General features: G+C 70.2%; 17 protein-coding genes. 4 read left to right on the forward strand and 13 right to left on the reverse strand.

Going from position 1 to position 20,495, the window contains the following annotated elements; translation table 11 throughout:
- Positions 1-22: 22 nt before the first annotated feature.
- Complete coding sequence (locus ACFYY1_RS24500) at positions 23-1,198, reverse strand: CobW family GTP-binding protein (protein ID WP_388589102.1); 1,176 nt, start codon at positions 1,196-1,198, stop codon at positions 23-25.
- A gap of 21 nt (positions 1,199-1,219) precedes the next feature.
- The gene (locus tag ACFYY1_RS24505) at positions 1,220-2,380 is read right to left on the reverse strand and encodes a citrate synthase/methylcitrate synthase (protein ID WP_388589172.1); all 1,161 of its coding nucleotides are present in this window, start codon (positions 2,378-2,380) and stop codon (positions 1,220-1,222) included.
- Between the two features lie 110 nt (positions 2,381-2,490).
- Between ACFYY1_RS24505 and ACFYY1_RS24510 the strand changes: the two genes are divergently transcribed.
- From ACFYY1_RS24510 to ACFYY1_RS24520, 3 genes are all read left to right on the forward strand, one after another.
- Entirely contained in the window at positions 2,491-3,819 is a 1,329-nt protein-coding gene (locus ACFYY1_RS24510; protein WP_388589105.1) for a citrate/2-methylcitrate synthase, read from the forward strand.
- Positions 3,820-3,915: 96 nt separating this feature from the next.
- Positions 3,916-5,580 (forward strand): ATP-binding protein, encoded by a 1,665-nt coding sequence (locus ACFYY1_RS24515; protein ID WP_388589107.1) that lies wholly within the window; start codon positions 3,916-3,918, stop codon positions 5,578-5,580.
- Entirely contained in the window at positions 5,577-6,260 is a 684-nt protein-coding gene (locus ACFYY1_RS24520; RefSeq protein WP_388589110.1) for a response regulator, read from the forward strand. The genes ACFYY1_RS24515 and ACFYY1_RS24520 overlap by 4 nt, the downstream gene beginning before the upstream one ends.
- 24 nt (positions 6,261-6,284) lie before the next feature.
- Here the strand turns inward: ACFYY1_RS24520 and ACFYY1_RS24525 are convergent, their stop codons facing one another.
- From ACFYY1_RS24525 to ACFYY1_RS24550, 6 genes are all read right to left on the reverse strand, one after another.
- Complete coding sequence (locus ACFYY1_RS24525) at positions 6,285-7,877, reverse strand: cation acetate symporter (RefSeq protein ID WP_388589112.1); 1,593 nt, start codon at positions 7,875-7,877, stop codon at positions 6,285-6,287.
- Complete coding sequence (locus ACFYY1_RS24530; RefSeq protein ID WP_388589174.1) at positions 7,874-8,317, reverse strand: DUF485 domain-containing protein; 444 nt, start codon at positions 8,315-8,317, stop codon at positions 7,874-7,876. The genes ACFYY1_RS24525 and ACFYY1_RS24530 overlap by 4 nt, the downstream gene beginning before the upstream one ends.
- Before the next feature lie 131 nt (positions 8,318-8,448).
- Positions 8,449-9,117: a response regulator gene (locus ACFYY1_RS24535; RefSeq protein ID WP_388589113.1), complete on the reverse strand. Its 669-nt coding sequence runs from the start codon at positions 9,115-9,117 to the stop codon at positions 8,449-8,451.
- Positions 9,114-10,277: a sensor histidine kinase gene (locus tag ACFYY1_RS24540; RefSeq protein ID WP_388589116.1), complete on the reverse strand. Its 1,164-nt coding sequence runs from the start codon at positions 10,275-10,277 to the stop codon at positions 9,114-9,116. The genes ACFYY1_RS24535 and ACFYY1_RS24540 overlap by 4 nt, the downstream gene beginning before the upstream one ends.
- A complete protein-coding gene (locus ACFYY1_RS24545; RefSeq protein WP_388589119.1) occupies positions 10,274-10,834 on the reverse strand; it encodes a DUF1453 domain-containing protein in 561 nt (186 codons plus the stop codon). Before ACFYY1_RS24545 ends, ACFYY1_RS24540 begins: the two co-directional genes overlap by 4 nt.
- A gap of 127 nt (positions 10,835-10,961) precedes the next feature.
- Complete coding sequence (locus ACFYY1_RS24550) at positions 10,962-13,082, reverse strand: type IIA DNA topoisomerase subunit B (protein WP_388589122.1); 2,121 nt, start codon at positions 13,080-13,082, stop codon at positions 10,962-10,964.
- Between the two features lie 435 nt (positions 13,083-13,517).
- On the opposite strand from ACFYY1_RS24550, the gene ACFYY1_RS24555 reads away from it, so the two are divergent.
- A complete protein-coding gene (locus tag ACFYY1_RS24555) occupies positions 13,518-13,751 on the forward strand; it encodes a hypothetical protein (RefSeq protein ID WP_024489001.1) in 234 nt (77 codons plus the stop codon).
- 102 nt (positions 13,752-13,853) lie between these two features.
- On the opposite strand, the gene ACFYY1_RS24560 is transcribed toward ACFYY1_RS24555, so the two are convergent.
- The 5 genes from ACFYY1_RS24560 to ACFYY1_RS24580 form a co-directional block, all read right to left on the reverse strand.
- Positions 13,854-14,684, reverse strand: coding sequence for a S1 family peptidase (locus ACFYY1_RS24560; RefSeq protein WP_388589125.1), 831 nt, complete (start codon positions 14,682-14,684; stop codon positions 13,854-13,856).
- Positions 14,685-14,816: 132 nt separating this feature from the next.
- The gene (locus tag ACFYY1_RS24565; protein WP_388589128.1) at positions 14,817-16,364 is read right to left on the reverse strand and encodes an RNA polymerase sigma factor; all 1,548 of its coding nucleotides are present in this window, start codon (positions 16,362-16,364) and stop codon (positions 14,817-14,819) included.
- Positions 16,365-16,688: 324 nt separating this feature from the next.
- Positions 16,689-17,579 (reverse strand): FadR/GntR family transcriptional regulator, encoded by an 891-nt coding sequence (locus tag ACFYY1_RS24570; RefSeq protein WP_388589130.1) that lies wholly within the window; start codon positions 17,577-17,579, stop codon positions 16,689-16,691.
- Between the two features lie 124 nt (positions 17,580-17,703).
- Positions 17,704-19,581 carry an ATP-binding cassette domain-containing protein gene (locus ACFYY1_RS24575; RefSeq protein ID WP_388589132.1) on the reverse strand — a complete coding sequence of 626 codons (1,878 nt, stop codon included), beginning with the start codon at positions 19,579-19,581 and terminating at the stop codon, positions 17,704-17,706.
- A 112-nt stretch (positions 19,582-19,693) separates the two neighbouring features.
- Positions 19,694-20,458, reverse strand: a complete 765-nt coding sequence (locus ACFYY1_RS24580; protein ID WP_388589134.1) for an NUDIX domain-containing protein — start codon at positions 20,456-20,458, stop codon at positions 19,694-19,696.
- Positions 20,459-20,495: the final 37 nt, after the last annotated feature.

Here is a 20,495-nt window from a genome sequence, read left to right on the forward strand (position 1 = left end):
CAGGGCGGCGCGTGGCGGAGTGCTACGCGTCGCCCGGCCGGTCGGGCCGTTGTACGTACCGCAGGACGCCCCACATGCTTCGCTCATGTGCGGCGTCCTGCGTCGTGTCCGGGCCCTGGGCCTGCATCGTGTCCGGACCCTCGTCCCGCGTCGTGTCCGGGCCCGGTGCGGCGTTCTCGCGACAGTCGGCGAGTTCCTTGTGCAGGGCGTCCGGGGCGATGCCCGAGCCGATCAGCACCAGCTGGGTGCGGCGCGGCTCGTCGCGCTTCCAGGGCTGCGGGTCGAACCGCAGGAACCTGCCGACCGCGTGCAGGACGTACTTGTTGGCCCGGTCGCCCGCACCGAAGTCGACGAATCCCTTGATCCGGTAGAGGCCCTGTGGCCGGGAGTCGAGAAACTCCATCAGGCGGCGGGGGTTCATCGGCACGTCCGCGGTGAAGGACACGCTGTCGTACGCGGCGTGCAGGTGGTGCTCGTGGCCGTCCCCGCCCTCATCGTCGAGGACCTCCTCGCTCCGGTCCCGGAGCAGATCCTCGAAGGTGAGCTGGCGTACTTTCTCCTCGCCGTTCGGCCGCAGCGCCGGGTCGAAGAGCAGCTCCGGGTCGATGCGTCCGTACACGGCACCGATGACGGCCGCCGCGCCGCCGTGGGCACCCACCGTGGCGATGACGTCCCGGATGCGGGCCTGTTCGTCGCTCCCGATGCGGTCGGTCTTGTTCAGCACGACGAGGTCGGCGACGGCGAGATGGCGGTCGATCTCCGGATGGCGGTCCCGGGTGGCGTCGAACTCGGCGGCGTCGACGACCTCGACCAGTCCCCCGTACACGATGTGCGGATTCTCGCTGGCCAGGATCATGCGCAGGAGTTCCTGCGGCTCGGCCAGTCCGCTGGCCTCGATCACGATCACGTCCAGACGGGCGGCGGGCCTGGTCAGTGTCTCCAGGAAGGTGTCGAGTTCGCTCGCGTCGACCGCGCAGCACAGGCAGCCGTTGCCCAGCGAGACCGTGGAACCGATCTGTCCGGAGACCGTCATGGCGTCGATCTCGATGGAGCCGAAGTCGTTGACGATCACGCCGATCCGGTTTCCGGCGCGGTTGCGCAGGAGGTGGTTGAGCAAGGTCGTCTTGCCCGACCCCAGGAACCCCGCAAGGACGATGACCGGGATCTGCTGCTTGCGGGGCGGGGACGACGGGTTCAACTCGGACCTCTCTCGGGGACCTCAGGGCATGGGGACCGGCTGCGGCGGGGGCGTACCGACGTAGCGGGCCGCCGGGCGGATGATCTTCGAGTCCTCCGCCTGCTCCAGGATATTGGCGCTCCAGCCGACCACCCTCGCCGCGCAGAACGTCGGCGTGAACATCTCGCGCGGCAGCCCGCACAGCTCCATGACGACCCCGGCGTAGAACTCCACGTTGGTGTGCAGCTCCCGGCCCGGCTTGAGCTCGGCGAGTATCGCCTCGACCTGGCGCTCGACCTGGACGGCGAAGTCGACCAGCGGGCCGCCGAAGTCCTGGGCGATGCCCCGCAGCATCCGGGAGCGGGGGTCCTCGGTGCGATAGACGGGGTGCCCGAAGCCCATGATCCGCTCGCCCGCGAGCACGCGTTCGCGGATCCAGCCGTCGATGCGGTCGGGGGTGCCGATGGCGTCCAGGGTGTCGAGCGCCCGGCTGGGCGCTCCGCCGTGCAGCGGTCCGGAGAGCGCGCCGACGGCCGCCACCAGGCAGGCCGCCATGTCGGCGCCGGTGGAGGCCACGACGCGGCCGGTGAACGTCGAGGCGTTGAAGCCATGGTCGATGGTGGAGATCAGGTACTGCTCCACGGCCCTGGCGCGCGCGGGGTCCGGTTCCGAGCCGGTGAGCATGTAGAGGTAGTTGGCCGCATGGGGCAGGTCGTCACGCGGCTCGACCGGTTCGAGGCCCCGGCCGAGGCGGTGCAGGGCGGTCAGCACGGTGGGAACGGCGGCGCAGGCGGCCAGGGCGTCGGCGCGGCGCCGGTCGGCGTCGATGTCGTACACCGGCCGGAAGCCGGCCGAGGCGCCGAGGAGCGAGAGGGCGGTGCGCAGACCGGCCAGGGGCCCGGAGGCGGCGCCGGCGCGTGCGATGGCGGGCAGCGCCTCGCGCACCTCGGCGGGCAGCCGGCGCAGCGCGACGGTACGGGCGGCGAATTCGGTACGGGCCGCGGCGTCGGGCAGCGTGCCCTCGGACATCAGGTACCAGACGTCCTCGAAGCTGCGGACCTGCGCCAGCTCGATCGCCGAGTACTGCCGGTAGTGGTAGAAGCCCTCGCGCCCCCGGACATCGCCGAGAGCCGTGTCGGTGACGACGACACCTGCGAGGCCTCGGGGTACGTCGAGCGGGGTGGTGCTGGTCATGGTCGGCATCTCTTCCTCCGTGAGCGTCCCGGCGGGTACCCGTGACATTGATTTCGACCTTCCATGATTGACTTGAATCCTGTCAACATTGATTGAATCAATATGGATACGGTGTCGGCATGAAGGATCAAGCAGCTTCCGGCGACGATCCGGAGGCGACGGCTCCGCAGCGGCTGAGCACCCGGGAGACGGCCGAACGTCTCGGAGTGAAGCCGGAGACGGTGTACGCGTACGTCAGCCGGGGCCAGCTCAGCAGCAGGCGCGCTCCGGGCGGACGCGGCAGCACGTTCGACGCCGCCGAGGTCGACGCCCTGGCCCGCCGCACGGCCCGCAGGCCCCCCTCCCCCGCCACCGGCGACCTGGTCTTCCGCACCGGCATCACACTGATCGAGGACGACCGCTACTACTTCCGCGGGGTCGACGCGGTCGAGCTGGCCCGGCGGTACGCGTACGAGGAGGTCGCCGAGTGGCTCTGGACCGGCGAGCTGCGGCCCGGAGTCCGCTTCACGGCACCGGATGAGGCGCTGGCCGCCGCGCGCCGGGCGGTCGACGCGCTTCCCGTGCACAGCGGCTCGACGGACCGGTTGCGGGTGGCGGTGGTCGCCTCGTCGACCGCCGATCCGCTCCGGTTCGACCTCTCGCACGAAGCGGTGCTCGCCGCCGCACGGAGCCTCGTTCCGACCCTGGTCGGCGCACTGCCCCCGGCCTCCGGCGCACCGTCGGCGGCCGGGGAGACCGTGGAGCGGGCGGAGGGAAGGAGTGCCGGACTGGCCCGGCAGCTGTGGCCGAAACTCACCGTACGGCCGGCCGACGAACCGTCGGTCACCGCGCTGGACACCGCCCTGGCCCTGCTGATCGACCACGATCTCGCCGCCTCGACGCTGGCCGCCCGGGTCGCCGCATCCGCCCGCGCCCATCCGTACGCGGTGGTCTCCGCGGGCCTCGGAGTCCTGGAGGGCCAGCTGCACGGGGCGGCGAGCGGGCTGGCGCACCGGATGCTGACCGAGGTCCTGGAGCGGGGCAGCGCCGTGCCGGTGGTCGCGGACCATCTCCGTACCGGACGCAGGGTGCCCGGCCTCGGCCACCGCCTCTACACCGCCGAGGACCCGCGGGCGCGGGCGCTGTTCGCCCTGCTCGCCGAGGTGCCGCAGGCGGACGCGGCACTGGCGGCCGCACGCGACGTGGTCGCCACGACGGCCCGGCACGCTCCCCTGCACGCCAATGTCGACTTGGCGCTCGCCGTGCTCTCGGTCTCCTGCGGCATGTCCGCGGAGGCCGGCGAGACGGTGTTCGCGGTGTCCCGCACGGCCGGCTGGATCGCCCATGCCCTGGAGGAGTACGGCGAGCGGCCCCTGCGGATGCGCCCCAGCGGCCAGTACGGCGGGCCCCGACCGCCTCAGCCGCTGCCCGGCGCCACCGACATCGCCACGGGTGAACCGCCGGAATAGACGGACAATCCGCGGGGAGGGGCTCCGGGAGACGGGCACCCGGGTCCCGGGAGGGGAATTTCGGAAAGCCCCGGAATGCCCTTTACCGTTCATACGATGAGCGCCCCACCGCCCACCGCCAGGACAGCACGGCGGCCCGTCTGGCCACAGCGGGTCTTCTCCCAGGTCCTGCTGATGCAGCTGGCCGTCGCCACCGGCGTCACCGTGCTGGCCACCGGCCTCTTCCTGGCACCCCTCAGCGCCCAGCTGGACGACCAGGCGATGCGCCGTGCCCTGGCCATCGCGCAGAGCACGGCGGCCCAGCCGCAGGTCACCGAGGCGCTGCTCGCCACCGACCCGTCCCCCACCGGCCCCGTACAGTCCGCGGCCGAGCGGATCAGGCGCGCCACCGGCGCCGAGTACGTCGTCGTCATGGACCGGCGCGGGGTGCGCTGGTCGCACACCGACGCCGACGAGATCGGCAGGGTCGTCTCCACCGACCCGAGCGACGCGCTCGCCGGGCGCAACGTCATGGAGATCGACAACGGGACGCTCGGCCGCTCCGCCCGCGGGAAGGTGCCGCTGCGCGACGAGGCGCAGCACATCGTGGGCGCGGTCTCCGTCGGGATCGCGTACGAGGGTGTCCGCGCCCGGCTCCTCGCCACGATCCCCGGGCTGTTCGCCTACGCCGGCGGGGCGCTGGCCGTGGGGGCGCTGGCCGCCTATCTGATCTCCCGGCGTCTCCAGCGGCAGACCCATGACCTCGCGTTCTCCGACATCTCCGCGCTGCTGACGGAGCGCGAGGCGATGCTGCACGGCATCAGGGAAGGGGTCGTCGCGCTCGACCGGACGGGCAGGGTGCGACTGCTGAACGACGAGGCACAGCGGCTGCTCGGGCTCGGCCCCGACGCGGCGGGCCGTCCGCTGGACGCCGTGCTCGGCGCGGGCCGGACCGCCGATGTGCTGGCGGGCCGGGTGATCGGCGACGATCTGCTGACGGTCCAGGGAACCCGGGTCCTGCTCGCCAACCGGATGCCGACCGACGACGGCGGCGCCGTCGCCACCCTCCGCGACCGCACCGAACTCGAACACCTCGGCCGCGAGCTCGACTCGACGCGCGGCCTGATCGACGCGCTGCGGGCCCAGGACCACGAGCACGCCAACCGCATGCACACCCTGCTGGGGCTGCTGGAACTGGACCTGCACGAGGACGCCATGGAGTACGTCACCGAGATCGTGGGCGTCCAGCGGGCGACCGCCGAGCAGGTCACCGAGAAGGTGCACGATCCACTGCTGGCCGCGCTCCTGGTCGGCAAGGCGACCGTGGCGGCGGAACGCGGTGTCGCGCTCCGCATGGCCCCGGGGACGCTGCTCCAGGACCGGCTGGTGGACCCTCGCGGGCTGGTCACCGTCGTCGGCAATCTGGTGGACAACGCGCTGGACGCGGCGGCCGGTGCGGACGGCGCTCTGGTCGAGGTGGGTCTGCGCGCCGAGGGCCGTACGGTGGTGCTGCGGGTCAGCGACAGCGGTCCCGGGGTGCCGCCCGGACAGCGCGAGTCGATCTTCACGGAGGGCTGGTCGACGAAGGAGGTCCCGGCACACGGCAAGCGCGGTCTGGGCCTCGCCCTGGTGCGGCGGCTGGCGGAACGTCAGGGTGGCGGTGTCACCGTGGACGGAGGCGTGGACGGCGGCGCCGAGTTCACCGTCGTACTGCCGGAGGCCCTTGCCGACACCGTGGAAATGACCGAAACGAATACCGGCACAGCGGGAGAAGCTCAGTGATCGAGGTCCTGGTCGTGGACGACGACATCCGGGTCGCGAAGGTCAACGCGGCTTATGTCGCCAGGGTGCCGGGATTCCGGGTGACCGCCCAGGCGCACTCCGCCGCCGAGGCCCTCGCCACGATCGGGAGCCGGCCCGTGGACCTGGTGCTGCTGGACCACTACATGCCCGACCGCAACGGCCTGGCCATGGTGCGGGAGCTGCGCAGGCTCGGCCACCACACCGACGTGATCATGGTGACGGCGGCACGCGACGTCGCCACCGTCCAGGAGGCCATGCGGCACGGCGCGCTGCAGTATCTGGTGAAGCCGTTCGCGTACGCGGGGCTGCGCACCAAGCTGGAGGCGTACGCGGCGCTGCGCCACACGCTGGAACGCGGCGGCGAGGCCGAGCAGGGTGAGGTGGACCGGCTCTTCGGCGCCCTGTGGGCGGCGGGCGAACCCGATCTGCCCAAGGGCCACTCGCCGACCACGGCGGAACTCGTCAGGCAGGCACTCCGGAGCGCGCAGGGGCCGCTCTCCGCGCAGGAGATCGCGGAGAGCGCCGGCATGAGCAGGCAGACCGCCCAGCGCTATCTGAAGCTGCTGGAACGAACCGGCAGGGTGCGGCTGACGCTGCGGTACGGCGAGACGGGCCGACCGGAACACCGCTACACCTGGTCCACCGGCACACATTCCTGACCCCGGCCGTGCGGTGGTGCGGGGCTACACCGCGCCCGCCCCGGTCAGTGCGCGGACCTCGGTCTCCGCGTGCTTGGCCTCGTCGGGCGGATCGGTGGAGGTGATCGTTCCGACCCAGCCGGCCAGGAAGCCCAGGGGGATGGAGACCAGCCCGGGGTTCTCCAGGGGGAAGAGCTGGAAGTCGACGCCCGGGAAGAGCGAGGCGGGGCTGCCGGAAACGACCGGCGAGAGCAGCACCAGCAGCACGGCGGGAATCAGCCCGCCGTAGACGGACCAGACCGCGCCGCGGGTGGTGAAGTTCCGCCAGAACAGCGAGTACAGGAGCACCGGAAGGTTGGCCGAGGCGGCGACGGCGAAGGCCAGCCCGACCAGGAACGCCACGTTCAGGTCCTGGGCGATCAGTCCGAGCCCGATGGCTGCCACCCCGATCGCGGCGGCGGCCACCCTGGCCACGGCGACCTCGCTGTACTGCTTGGAGCCCGGGCGCCTGATCGAGGCGTAGAGATCATGGGCCACGGAGGCGGACGAGGCGAGGGTGATCCCCGCGACGACCGCGAGGATGGTCGCGAAGGCGACCGCGGCGACCACGGCGAACAGGATCGCGCCCCCGGTGGACCCCTCGCCGCCGCCCAGCTCCATGGCCAGCAGCGGGATCGCCGTGTTGCCGGCGGCGTTGGACGCCCGGACATCGGCCGAACCGACCAGAGCGGCCGCCCCGAATCCGAGCACGATCGTCATCAGGTAGAAGCTGCCGATCAGCCCGATCGACCAGACGACCGAACGGCGGGCCGCACGGGCGGTGGGCACGGTGTAGAACCGCGACAGGATGTGCGGCAGCCCGGCGGTGCCGAGCACCAGGGCCAGTCCCAGGCTGATGAAGTCGATGCGTGCAGTCCACGATCCGCCGTACCGGAGACCCGGCGCGAGGAACCGGCTTCCGTGCCCGCTCCGTTCCGCGGCGGAGTTGAGCAGGGCGTTGAAATCGCCGTGGAAGCGGAGCAGGACGAGAACGGTGAGCACGACCGCTCCCGCCATCAGCAGAACCGCCTTGACGATCTGGATCCAGGTGGTGGCGCGCATCCCGCCGAGCGACACGTAGACGACCATGAGTGCCCCGACACCGATGACGGTCCAGGAGCGGGCGGCGCCGCTCGTACCGCCGAGGAGCAGGGCGACCAGGCTGCCCGCGCCCACCATCTGTGCCACCAGATAGAGCACGGAGACGGTGACGGACGAAGTGCCCGCCGCGATCCGGACCGGGCGCTCCGCCATCCGCGCCGCCACCACGTCGGCGAGCGTGAATCGGCCGCAGTTGCGCACCAGTTCGGCGACGAGCAGCAGGACGACGAGCCAGGCGACGAGGAAGCCGACCGAATAGAGCATGCCGTCATAGCCGAAGAGGGCGATCAGACCGGAGATACCGAGGAACGAGGCGGCCGACATGTAGTCGCCCGCGATGGCGAAACCGTTTTCCATGGGGGAGAACAGACGGCCGCCCGCATAGAACTCCTCGGCCGAGCCGTGGCGGTTGCGGCTCACCCAGGTGGTGATGGCGAGCGTCACCGCGATGAAGGCGCTGAACAGCAGGAGCGCCAGCGTCTGATGGTTCCCGTTCAACGTCCGGCTCCCCGCGTCATCTCCTGTGTCTCCCAGCGCAGTTCGAGCGCGGCCCGGTCCCTGCGCAGCCGCGCGTGGCGGGCGTACGCCCCGGTGAGCAGGAAGGTCGTGAGGAACTGCCCGAGCCCCGCGACCATCGCCACATTGACCGCCCCCGCCACCGGGTGGGCCATCACTCCCGGCGCGGTGATCGCGGCGACGACGTAGACGAGGTACCAGGCGAGGAAGGCGGAGGTGGCGGGGAGGACGAACCGCCGGTACCGGCGGCGCACTTCCTGGAATGCCTCGCTGCGCTGCACCTCCAGATAGATGTCGGCCGCGCTGTGGCCGCGCCGCGGGTCCGCGGGCCCGGGTGGTCCGGTGGGAGCGAAGCTCCCCGTACCGTCCAGCTCGCCCCATCCAGAGGCCAGCGCGTCGTACCACGGGTCGTCGAGTCGCATCACTGCGGCCTCACGCCCTGCTTCCTTCTCCACGGAACAACTCCCCTTGTCCACGGACCACTTCGGCCGTGTACCCAAGAATGGGCAGATCGGGAAGATCCCGGGCAGTTCATTCGCCTGTCTTCACCTCTTCAGGTGACGGCCTGCCCGGGCGGCTGTGCGAGGCCCCGAACGTACGCATAGCGAACGGCCTGTGCCCGGTCACGCACTCCGGCCTTGGCGAAGAGATTGTTGATGTGGCTCTTCACGGTGGCCTGCGAGATGTGCAGTCTGCGGGCGATCTCCTGATTGGACAGCCCCTCCGCGATCAGCACCAGCACTTCCAGCTCACGTGGCGTCAGGCCGTCGGGCAGCTGGGGCTCGGGCGCCGGCGGCGGGCCCGTGGTCACACGCTCCAGCAGACGGCGCTGCACGCTGGGCGAGAGGCCGGCTTCGCCGGACAGCACGGCCTGGATGGCCCGCACGATCTCCTCACCCCCCGCGTCCTTGGTGAGATAGCCGCGTGCCCCGGCCCGCAGCGCGGGGAAGAGCGAGTCGTCGTCGGCGAACGTCGTGAGCACCACCACCTGGGTCCCCGGATGGTCCCTGCGGATCCGCCGTGTCGCCTCCGCCCCGTCGCACCGGGGCATCCGCAGATCCATCAGAACGACGTCGGGGGCCAGTTCGGCCACGAGCTCCACGGCCTCCTCCCCGTCCTTCGCCGACCCGACCACCTCGATTCCGGGCAGCAGCCCCAGCAGCATCACGATCCCCTCACGCACCACCGACTGGTCGTCGGCGACCACGACCCGCGCGTTCACGCCGGCACCCGCAGACTCACCACGAAACCCTCCTCGCCGGGGCCGGCCTCCAGCGTCCCGCCCAACAGCTCGGCCCGTTCCCTCATCCCGAGCAGACCGTATCCGGAGCCACTGCCGGACAGCTCGCCCTCAGGTCTGCGTCCACCCGAATCGCTCACCTCCAGGGCGACTTCGTCCGGCAGATACTCCAGCCGCACGAGAACCCTGGCCCCCGGGGCGTGCTTGCGCACATTGGTCAGGGCCTCCTGCGCCACCCTGCGGACCGTCTGCGAAGCCTCGGCGGTCAGCGTCCGCTGCTCCCCCGCCACGCTGACCTGCGCCGGCTCCGCGGCCACCAGCTGCCGCAGGAATTCCTCCACCGGAGACACCTCTCCCCGGAGCGCAGAGAGAGCCTGACGGGTCTCCGCGAGCCCCTCACGCGCCATGGACCGTGCCGCCACGACCCGTTCCAGCACTCGGTCCCGGAACTCCCCTGCGGGCTCCCGCTCGATCAGCAGCCGCGCCGCCTCCAGATGCACCAGCTGGGCGGAGAGGCTGTGGGCGAGCACATCGTGTATCTCCCGCGCGATCCTGGCCCGCTCGTCCAGCGCGGCCGTCTCGGCCTCGGCCTTGCGGGCGGCACGCTCCTGCACCAGGAGCCGCTGGGCATTGCCCCGGGCCTCGGCATCCAGCCGGAGCACATAGCCCGCCAGCGAGAGACCCGCTGTGGACAGGAAAGTGGAGAGCCAGCCGTCGGTGCTGACTGCGGCGTACGCCCCGAGTGCGACGGCCGCGGCGGGGAGGCCCGCCGTGAGCGGCAACCGCTCCAGCGCGGCGATCGCACAGCCGCACCAGAGGATCAGCGCGGGCACATCGGCACCCGCCTGCTGTGCCCCGGACGCCATGAGCATCAACAACGCCAGCAGACCGAGCGACGGCCACAGCCGGTGTTCCAGACTGGCCCGGAAGAATGCCCATGCGGCGAACGCGCAGCCCAGTACCCCCACCAGACCGAGCGCGATCTCCCAGGGCCCGAACTGTCCGCCGCTGAACGTGCCCCAGAGCATGGCGGTGAGCAGCCCCACCCGGACGGACCAGGTGAGCATCTTCCGCGGACGGGTGTGGCTCGCCCCCGACAGGGCTTCCCGGGACGGCCAACTGGTCCAGGTCGTACGCGTCATACGCGGTCCTTCCACGCCGACCGCGACATCGTCCCGTCGCCGCCACCGTACGCGGAGCCTCCATGCGCGGAGCCACCGTACGCGGAGCCACCGTAAGCCGGACGCATCTGCCCCGTCCGCCACATCAGCGCGCCTCCGCGCGCCGCCAACATCACGGCGAGAGCCGCCAACAGGGCCGCGGTGCCCTGGCGTATGCCCATCAGTGCGGCAGCCCCGTAAAGTGCCGCCCTCAGTGCCAGCCCCGCTGTCCAGACGAAGGCTGTGGCCCTGGTGCCCCTGCTCCACAGCGAGCCGTCCGCCTCACGCCACAACCGGGTGGTCCAGGCCCAGCCGGCGCCTGTCACCGCCCCCACCACCAGCTCCGCGCCCAGGATCGCCACGGACAGCACCGCGTGACGCGGATCCACCGGACCGGGCTCGCGCAGCGACAGGACGAGAAGCACCCCCGGCAGGATCCACCAGCGCCGGTCGTCCGTGATCTGCTGTGCCGAGCACTGACGAACGACGACAACAGCGATCACTGCGCCGATCACCAGAACGTTGACGAGCCCTGACATGGCTGCCTCCGATGTGCGGGAAGGTGAACGCCTTCGACGCTACGGAAGCAGCCAAGTCGGAGCATCGGCTCAGGGGTTGATCACGGGTGGAGATGCCGTCTCCACCCGCGGGTGGAGACGGCATCGCTCAGACGTCGATGCGCGAGCGGTCCAGGGTGGCGGCGGAGCTGGTGATGAACTCCTTGCGCGGCGCCACCTCATTGCCCATCAGCAGATCAAAGACCTGCTCGGACGCTTCCAGGTCGCCGATGTTGATCCTGCGCAGGGTGCGGTGGCGCGGATCCATCGTGGTCTCCGCCAACTGGTCGGCGTCCATCTCGCCCAGACCCTTGTAGCGCTGGATCGAGTCCTTGTACCGGACGTTCTTCCGCTGGAGCTCCAACAGCCGCTGGCGCAGCTCGTTGTCCGAGTACGTGTAGATGTACTTGTCCTGGCCCTTCTTCGGCTGGACCAGCTCGATCCGGTGGAGCGGGGGCACCGCGGCGAAGACCCGGCCGGCCTCGACCATGGGCCGCATGTACCGCTGGAACAGCGTCAGCAGCAGCACGCGGATGTGCGCGCCGTCGACATCGGCGTCCACCAGCAGAACGATCTTGCCGTAGCGAGCCGCGTCGATGTCGAAGGTCCGTCCGGACCCGGCTCCTATGACCTGGATGATCGCACCGCACTCGGCGTTCTTCAGCATGTCCGAGACGGACGCCTTCTGGACGTTGAGGATCTTGCCCCGGATCGGCAGCAGCGCCTGGAACTCACTGTTCCGGGCGAGCTTCGCCGTACCGAGCGCGGAGTCGCCCTCGACGATGAAGAGTTCGCTGCGGTCCACGTCGTCGCTGCGGCAGTCGGCGAGCTTCGCCGGCAGCGAGGAGGACTCCAGCGCCGTCTTGCGGCGCTGCGCGTCCTTGTGCTGGCGGGCCGCGATGCGGGTCCGCGCGGCCGCGACGGCCTTGTCCAGGACCGCCCTGGCCTGGGCCTTCGCGTCGCGCTTCGTCGAGGTCAGGAACGCCTTGAGTTCCTTGGCCACGACGTTGGCGACGATCCGGTTGGCCGCGGAGGTACCGAGCACCTCCTTGGTCTGGCCCTCGAACTGCGGCTCTGCCAGGCGCACGGTGACCACCGCGGTGAGGCCCTCGAGCGCGTCGTCCTTGACGATGTCGTCCTCGGCGACGCGGAGCAGCTTGGCGGAGCGCAGCGCCTCGTTGACCGTCTTGGTCACGGAACGCTCGAATCCGGTCACATGCGTGCCGCCCTTGGGGGTGGCGATGATGTTGACGAAGGACTTCAGGTTGGTGTCGTACCCGGTGCCCCAGCGCAGGGCGATGTCGACCGCGAGCTCACGCGTGACCTCGGTCGCCGTCATGTGACCGCGCTCGTCCAGGACCGGCACGGTCTCCTTGAAGGTGCCCTGCCCGGTCAGGCGCAGGACGTCGCAGACCGCCTTGTCCTGGGCGAGGTACTCGCAGAATTCGCTGATGCCGCCGTCGAAGCGGAAGGTCTCCTCGGTCTTGCCCTCGCCGTCGAGCCCGCGCTCGTCGCGGACGACGATCGTGAGGCCCGGAACGAGGAAGGCCGTCTGTCGCGCCCGCTGGTGGAGCGTCTCCAGGTTGAGCCTGGCGTCCTTGAGGAAGATCTGCCGGTCTGCCCAGTAACGCACCCTGGTGCCGGTGCGCGCCTTCGGCACCCGCTTGCCCTTGAGCAGACCGTTGGCCGGGTCGAACGGGCTGTCCGGCCCCTGCTCGGTGAAGATCCCCGGGACTCCGCGCCGGAAGCTGATCGAGTGCGTCGCGCTGTTGCGGTCGACCTCGACGTCGAGCCGGGCGGAGAGCGCGTTGACGACGGAGGCACCGACGCCGTGCAGACCGCCGGACGCGGCGTACGAGCCGCCGCCGAACTTTCCGCCGGCGTGCAGCTTGGTCATCACGACCTCGACGCCGGACAGACCCGTCTTGGGCTCGACATCGACGGGGATGCCCCGTCCGTTGTCCCGGACCTCCACGGAATTGTCGTCGTGGAGGATGACCTCGATGTGATCGCAGTAGCCGCCCAGGGCCTCGTCGACGGAATTGTCGATGATCTCCCAGAGGCAGTGCATGAGGCCGCGGCTGTCGGTGGACCCGATGTACATCCCGGGGCGCTTGCGAACCGCTTCGAGCCCTTCGAGTACGAGCAGATGCCGCGCGGTGTAGTTGGAGCCGTCTCGGTCTGCTCCGGTCAGCAGCGCAGTGGACGGCACGGACGTATCGGCGGTCACGCGGTTCGCTCCTCGCTGAATTTCATTTGGGGCCCAGTGGGTAACGGGCTCGGCTTCGGTCGCCGCTGAGAGGGTACCGAGGCCTGGTAGAGCGGTTGTAACGCCACCCTTCGACAACCCTCACACTAGTCCAGCCTCGCATACACGTTCGATCCCTCGTAGGAGTGACGCGAACATCACGTTCCCTTCCAGGCATGAACCATTTAGGCTCCGGGCACGTCCTCATGAACAAACCGGCAAGCCGGCCGGGAGGATCCCACCAAGACAAGCAACGCGAAACCGTAGCGCTCCGCAATACGGCACATTCGCCGCCAACCGGCAACAGACAGCCATCTTGAGAAGAAGTTTCGAAGAAAAGCCACGAGCGGGAACGTTTTCGGCCTGGTTGGATGTTGACCCTGGTACGACAGCTCGTCGAGCTAGAGAAGAGGCGACGTGACTACTGTTCTGACCCCCGCGAGCCCGCTGACCGCAGCAGACCGCTGCGACCGTTGCGGCGCCCAGGCATATCTGCGCGTCGTCCTGATCAGCGGCGGTGAACTGCTCTTCTGCGCCCACCACGGTCGCAAGTTCGAGCCGGAACTCAAGAAGATCGCCGCGGAAATACAGGATGAGACGGACCGGCTCACGGCTGTGCAGGCCCAAGCCGCCGAAGAGGAACAACACTGACACCTCGCATCCACGACGAGCAAGGGCCAGGTCCCGGACCTGCCGACGGGCGGCTCCCCAGAGGGGGAGCCGCCCGTTCTCGTACCTTCGCGGTGCCGCCGTTCAGCTGCCTTCCGGCATCCAGCCGATCGCGGCGGAGATCCGCGTGTACACACCCGGGCTCCCGGCGCGGGCGCAGCCGTTCCCCCAGGACACCAGCCCGATGAGCCGCCCACGGGCCACCAGCGGCCCGCCGCTGTCGCCCTGGCATGCGTCGTACCCGCCGAGCAGTTCGCCCGCGCAGAGCATCGCTGAGGCGTCGTACATGCCGTTCCTGCCGCCCGGGTATGCCTGCGTGCACAGGGCGTCGGGCAGAACGCTCACTTTCGCCGATCTCAGCGACGCCGCGTAGTCGCTGTTGCCCGTCGTGTCACCCCATCCATAGACGGCCGCCTCGGTGCCCGGTACGTACGCCTCGTCGCCGGCTTCGGCCATCGGGATCACGCTCTTCTCGGGGAGCGCCTCGGCAAGGGTGAGCACGGCCAGGTCCCCCGCGTTCGTGATGGGGTCGAACCCCGGATTGGTCCAGGTATCCCGGACCGCGATCTCCTTCCCCCCGGTCCCGAGCAGGGCATCGCGGCCCGCGATGACGCGCAGATCGCGCACGCTGGCGACATCGACGCCGAGCGCCGCCCGGCTCAGGCAGTGCGCAGCGGTCAGCACCTTCTTGGGCGCCACCAGGGCACCGCCGCAGAACTGGCCGGCGCGCGCTCCCCCGAACCGGTCGCGGCTGGAAAGCGCCACGACCCACGGGCTGTCCTTGACGTGCGCGGGCTGGCCACCGATGACGATGCCGTCCTCGGCTGCCTGGGCAGGTGATCCGAGCGGTATCAGGGCTGCGGCGGCGACCAGGGCGAACGCCCCGGTCAGGGCGCGGAAGGCGGTACGGGACATGCGCACTCCTGACTCTGTGGTGAACCATTCCCACCCAGAGTCATCCCGCCGGTCGCCGACCGCACGTGCTGATAGGCCGAGGGCCCGGCTCCCCAATGGGATCCGGGCCCTCGGTCCGTGTACTCCTGCGACCTAGTCGAGGTAGTCGCGCAGCACCTGCGAACGCGACGGGTGGCGCAGCTTCGACATGGTCTTCGACTCGATCTGACGGATGCGCTCACGCGTCACGCCGTAGACCTTGCCGATCTCGTCCAGGGTCTTCGGCTGGCCGTCGGTGAGACCGAAGCGCATCGAGACGACACCGGCCTCGCGCTCGGAGAGCGTGTCGAGCACCGAGTGCAGCTGCTCCTGGAGGAGCGTGAAGCTGACCGCGTCGGCCGGGACGACCGCCTCGGAGTCCTCGATCAGGTCACCGAACTCGCTGTCCCCGTCCTCACCCAGCGGGGTGTGGAGGGAGATCGGCTCACGACCGTACTTCTGGACCTCGATGACCTTCTCGGGGGTCATGTCGAGTTCCTTGGCCAGCTCCTCCGGCGTGGGCTCACGGCCCAGGTCCTGGAGCATCTGGCGCTGCACACGGGCGAGCTTGTTGATGACCTCGACCATGTGCACCGGGATACGGATGGTGCGGGCCTGGTCGGCCATGGCGCGGGTGATCGCCTGACGGATCCACCAGGTGGCGTACGTGGAGAACTTGTAGCCCTTGGTGTAGTCGAACTTCTCGACCGCGCGGATCAGACCGAGGTTGCCTTCCTGGATGAGGTCCAGGAAAAGCATGCCGCGGCCGGTGTAGCGCTTGGCCAGCGACACCACGAGACGGAGGTTGGCCTCCAGCAGGTGGTTCTTGGCGCGGCGGCCGTCCTCGGCGATGATCTCCAGCTCGCGCTTGAGCTTCGGAGCGAGCTTGTCGGAGTTCGCCAGCTTGTCCTCGGCGAACAGACCGGCCTCGATGCGCTTGGCGAGCTCGACCTCCTGCTCGGCGTTGAGGAGGGGAACCTTGCCGATCTGCTTCAGGTAGTCCTTGACCGGGTCGGCGGTGGCGCCGGCGACGGCGACCTGCTGCGCAGGTGCGTCGTCCTCGTCGTCGTCGGAGAGGACGAAGCCCTTGTTCTCGCCCTCGCCCTCCTCTTCCTCGCCCTTGCCGGCCTTTACTTCCTCGACCGCCTCGTCGCCGTCGAGGAGCTCGTCGTCCTGCTTTCCGGACTTCTTCGATGCCGTCTTCTTGGCCGCCGTCTTCTTCACGGCGGTCTTCTTGGCAGCCGTCTTCTTGGCTGCTGCCTTCTTCGCAGGGCCGGCCGCGGCAGCGTCGTCGGCCACCACGTCCACGGTCTCTGCCGACGGGGCGGCAGTGGCCGCGACCGTCCTGGTCACGGTCGTCTTGGCCGCGACAGTCTTGGTGGCGGTGCGCTTGACCGGGCTCTTCGCTGCGACGCTCTTGCGGGCACGTTTGGACGGCTCCGCGGCACTGACCATCAGCGTCACACCCTCTTCCTCGAGGATCTGGTTGAGGCTGCGCAGAACATTCTTCCACTGGGTTGGCGGAATCTGGTCAGCCTCGAAGGCCCGACGCACGTCATCGCCGGCGATCTGCCCATCAGCCTTTCCCCGCTCGATGAGCGCCATCACAGACTCGGACTCGGCGATCTCCGGCGGGAGCGTACGGGATGTGCTGGCCGACACGAACAACCTCTCGGAACGATGGAAACGGCTTCCGGCCCGGCCCTGGAGAGGGCTGGAGCCGACGACCGCCGGGCTGGGAATGTACCGGCGGCGCGGGTTTGGCCTCAGAACTGCACAGCGCACTGAATGGCTGCTGTATTCCTTCCGCGACGGTCACCTCTTAAGTCATCGCACTGTTTCGAGGAGTGTTACGCCCAATCCGCGTGGCCCGAGTCACACCTCATTTGCGATGAACGCGACCAAGAGTGCAAATTCCCCACAACTGTGTCGCCGGACCGTGGCGGCCCGGCGACACGCGGTTCGCACACCCCGGCCGTGCCGCGCTCAGTGCTCGCGGGGTGCCGGCACCACACGCTCCACCTCGGGGTGGACCACGAGCAGTTGACGCATGGCCGCCTCGGCACCCGCCGCGTCACCGGACGCGAGGGCATCGACGATCCGGGCATGGTGGCCGAGGGACGCTTCGCCGGGGCGGTCACAGCCCGTGACCGGACCGCCGGACACCTGCAGTGCGGCGGAGACGATGCCGGAGAGGTGCTCCAGCATGCGGTTGCCCGCCGCCTGGATGAGCAGGGAGTGGAACTCCGCGTCGGCCCGGGAACAGGTGATCGCGTCGCCCTGTCCGACCGCGTGCCCCATGATCTCGACCATGTCTCCGAGGCGCTGCTGAATGTCCTCACGGCCGTGGCCCGCGGCGAGACGGGCGGCAAGGGGTTCGATCGTCCACCGGAGCTCCCCGAGCTCGCGACGCTGGTCCTCGCGCTGAGGGCCGAAGGCGCGCCATTCGATGATGTCGGGGTCCAGCAGGTTCCAGTCGCTGACGGGGCGGACCCGGGTGCCCACGTTGGGCCGGGCGCTGACCAGGCCCTTGGCTTCGAGGACGCGCAGGGACTCGCGTACGACGGTGCGGGAGACCTCGAAACGCTGGCCGATCTCTTCCGGCACGAGAGGGCGGTCGGCGCCCAGGTCGCCGGAGACGATCATCTGGCCGAGCTGCTGGACGAGCTGGCCGTGGAGGCCGCGGCCCCGGCTGGCCGAGCCCCGCCGGTTCACCCGGCCGAGGTCGGCGTCGGGGCCGTCCCAGGAGCGAAGAGCGGCACGCTCGCCGGCCGGCGCCTCCGCGTACGAGTAGCGGTCGATTTCACCCGGGCCGACGGCGAGGCCGGAATCGGCGGAGCGGGCGGCGGTCATCATGGTGTGCGCAAGGGTACTCACGCATCCTTTGTCGGCGTAGCTCACTCGGCTCTTGAGGTCTTTGGTGAAAAGCACACGAAAGGGTGATCAGCGCCAGCCCCCCAATTGACGCTTTACTGGTATAAACCGGGCATTCCCAAAAGGGTTACGAAGCCTGACCCGATCCGGCAGCCCTCTGCGACCGCCAACGGACCCTGCCATGAAGGCCGGTGAACAGATACGCGCAGACCAGGACCGACAGCGAGAGCGCCAGCGCGGTCCCCACCGGATGCGCCACGACGCCCACGGCGAGGGCGATCCATCGGTCCGTCTCGTGTGGCCAGCGCGGCCACATCAGTCCGCGGAGCCTGGCCGGAAGCCCGGTGACCGGACGGGACCCCGGTCCCGTCAGCACCATCTGGACAAGCGGTACAACAAGTACAGGAATGGCGAGTACCGCGGCGACACCGGCCGTCGTCACCCTGAAGACCCCGGCGGCCAGCAGACCCGCCCAGGCGCAGCCCACGGTCAGCGCCGCCCAACTCACGCCCAGGGAAACGGAATTCGGTGGGACGTGGATCCAGTCATGGCCGTACAGGAGGCGAAGGGTTTCGGCGGAGACCAGGACCACGGCCAGCGCGAGCACCACGGCGACGCCCGCGGACACCACCAGTTTGGCCAGCAGCAGCCCCAGGCGGCGGGGGACGGTACCGCGGCCCGCGGCGAGCGCGGGGTAGCGGAATTCGTCACCGAACGAGAGGGCGCCGAGCAGTCCCGCCCCGACCGCCGCAGGCGGCAGGGGCAGCAGCGACGGCCAGGCCGCCAGCACCTTCGGCAACGGCGCATGGCCGTTGCGGGCGAGGAGCACGGAGAGCCCGACGGAGACGACCAGAACAACGGCCATGATCAAGGCGGTTGTCCTGACGCCGAGCAGACGGCGCAACTCGTATCGCAACGGGTGGAGCGGTCCGCGGGCCGGACGCCTCCGGATGGGAAGCGCCGACTGCGGTGCCGACGCCCGCGCGACCGGTCGCGGATCGCCTGCCTCTTTGCCCCTGTCTCGCCCCGCGTGGTCTGCGGGGTCCTTGGGGTTCGAGGGGGCCGAGGAGACTCCTGGACCGGCTGAGCCGTCGGGATCCGTGGGGTCCATGCCGCCCCTGGGTGCCGCGGGGCCGGTGTCACCGATCTCGTCCACCAGTCGATGGACCGGAAGCCCGTGCCGGAACGCCGCATCCCCGATCTCCGCACAGGAGGAGCCGTACACGGCGAGACGGCCGCCCGCTTCGGTGACCACCTCCACCGAGCGGCGGGCCGCCCGGGCCTCGCGGCTGACCACTGCCGCGAGCCGGGCCGCGTGCGGGGTCCGGACCGCGACCCGGGGGCGGAGGCGGGTCCGGGAGAAGGCATCGGCGTCCTGGTCGGCAACCAGGCGGCCGCCGTCGATGGTGACGACGTGGTCGGCGGCCCTTGCGGCCTCCTTGGGGTCCGCCGTGGAGTACAGAACGGTCCCGCCCCGGGCCGCATGGGCCCGCAACAGCCCGTGCACCCAGCAGCCCTCGCGTGGTGCCAGGCCTTCCGTCGGATCGTCGAGGACGAGCGTGTGCGGATCGCCCAGCAGCGCCGAAGCCAGGGCGAGGCGCCGGTCCATGCCGAGCGAGAGCGTGCCGATGCGCTGGTCACGGAGCGCGGCGAGACCTACGAGTTCAAGCAGTTCATCGGCCCGTGCCGCGGGTACGCCTCCGGCCGCGCAGAGCATCCGGAGCTGGCCGCGAGCAGTACGGACAGGGTGCCCCGGCACGTCTCCGAGCAGCACTCCCACCTCGCGTGCGGGGTGCGGGATCCGGTGCATCGGCCTGCCCCGGAAGTAGGTGACTCCCCGCCCCGCGTCGAGTTCGAGCATGAGGCGCAGGGCTGCGGTCTTGCCCGAGCCCGGACCACCCAGAAGTGCGGTGACGTGGCCGGGCCGGGCTTCGAAGGTGAGGTCGTCCACGGCTGCCCGAAGGCCGCGGCGGGGGGTGCTGGTGAGTCCGATGGCCTGGAGCATCGCTTCCCTCGCGGAAGGTGAGACCGCTCGACGGCAGTGCGGGTACCGCAGAAAGATAACCCGACATATCCGACTTTTTGCGCAGCGCCGACCCCGTGGGTGTTCCGCGAGGTCAGACCTCCGGCCTCAGCATCGGAGGGTTGAGCACGGTGGCCGCACCGGCCCGGAAGAGCTGGGCCGGACGGCCGCCCTGGCGAGTGGTCGTCCCACCGGTGGGCATCAGGAAGCCGGGGGTGCCGGTTACCTTGCGATGGAAGTTCCGCGGGTCGAGAACCACTCCCCATACCGCCTCGTACACCCTCCGGAGCTCGCCGACCGTGAACTCCGGCGGGCAGAACGCGGTGGCCAGGGAGGAGTATTCGATCTTGGAGCGGGCGCGTTCGACCCCGTCGGCAAGGATCTGCGCGTGATCGAAGGCCAGCGGGGTCTGTTTCTCACCCTCGTGGCCGAGGCTCCCGTCCGCCCCGAGCAGGTCCTCGACGGACGCCCATCGCGCACTGTTCGCGTCGCCGCCCGCCCGTGGGGCCGGCAGATCGGGCGCCAGGGCGAGATGAGCGACGCTGACGACTCGCATCCGCGGGTCACGAGCCGGGTCTCCATAGGTGGCGAGCTGTTCCAGGTGGGCGCCGTTCCCGACCGCAGGGGCCGCCGGATCCTGGGCGCACAGACCGGTCTCCTCGACGAGCTCACGCGCCGCTGCGGCACCGAGATCCTCATCGGCTCGCACGAATCCGCCGGGCAGCGCCCATCGCCCCTGGAACGGTGGCTCACCACGGCGTACCACCAGCGCGCAGAGCGCGTGGCGGCGCACCGTGAGCACGACCAGGTCGACGGTGACAGCGAAGGGCGGGAAGGTCGACGGGTCGTAGGGCGGCATGCCGTGATCATAGTCGTCTGCCTGACGATAAACACTC

Origin of the sequence: Streptomyces sp. NPDC001890 (genome assembly GCF_042891445.1) — a bacterium.
Taxonomy (GTDB): Bacteria; Actinomycetota; Actinomycetes; order Streptomycetales; family Streptomycetaceae; genus Streptomyces.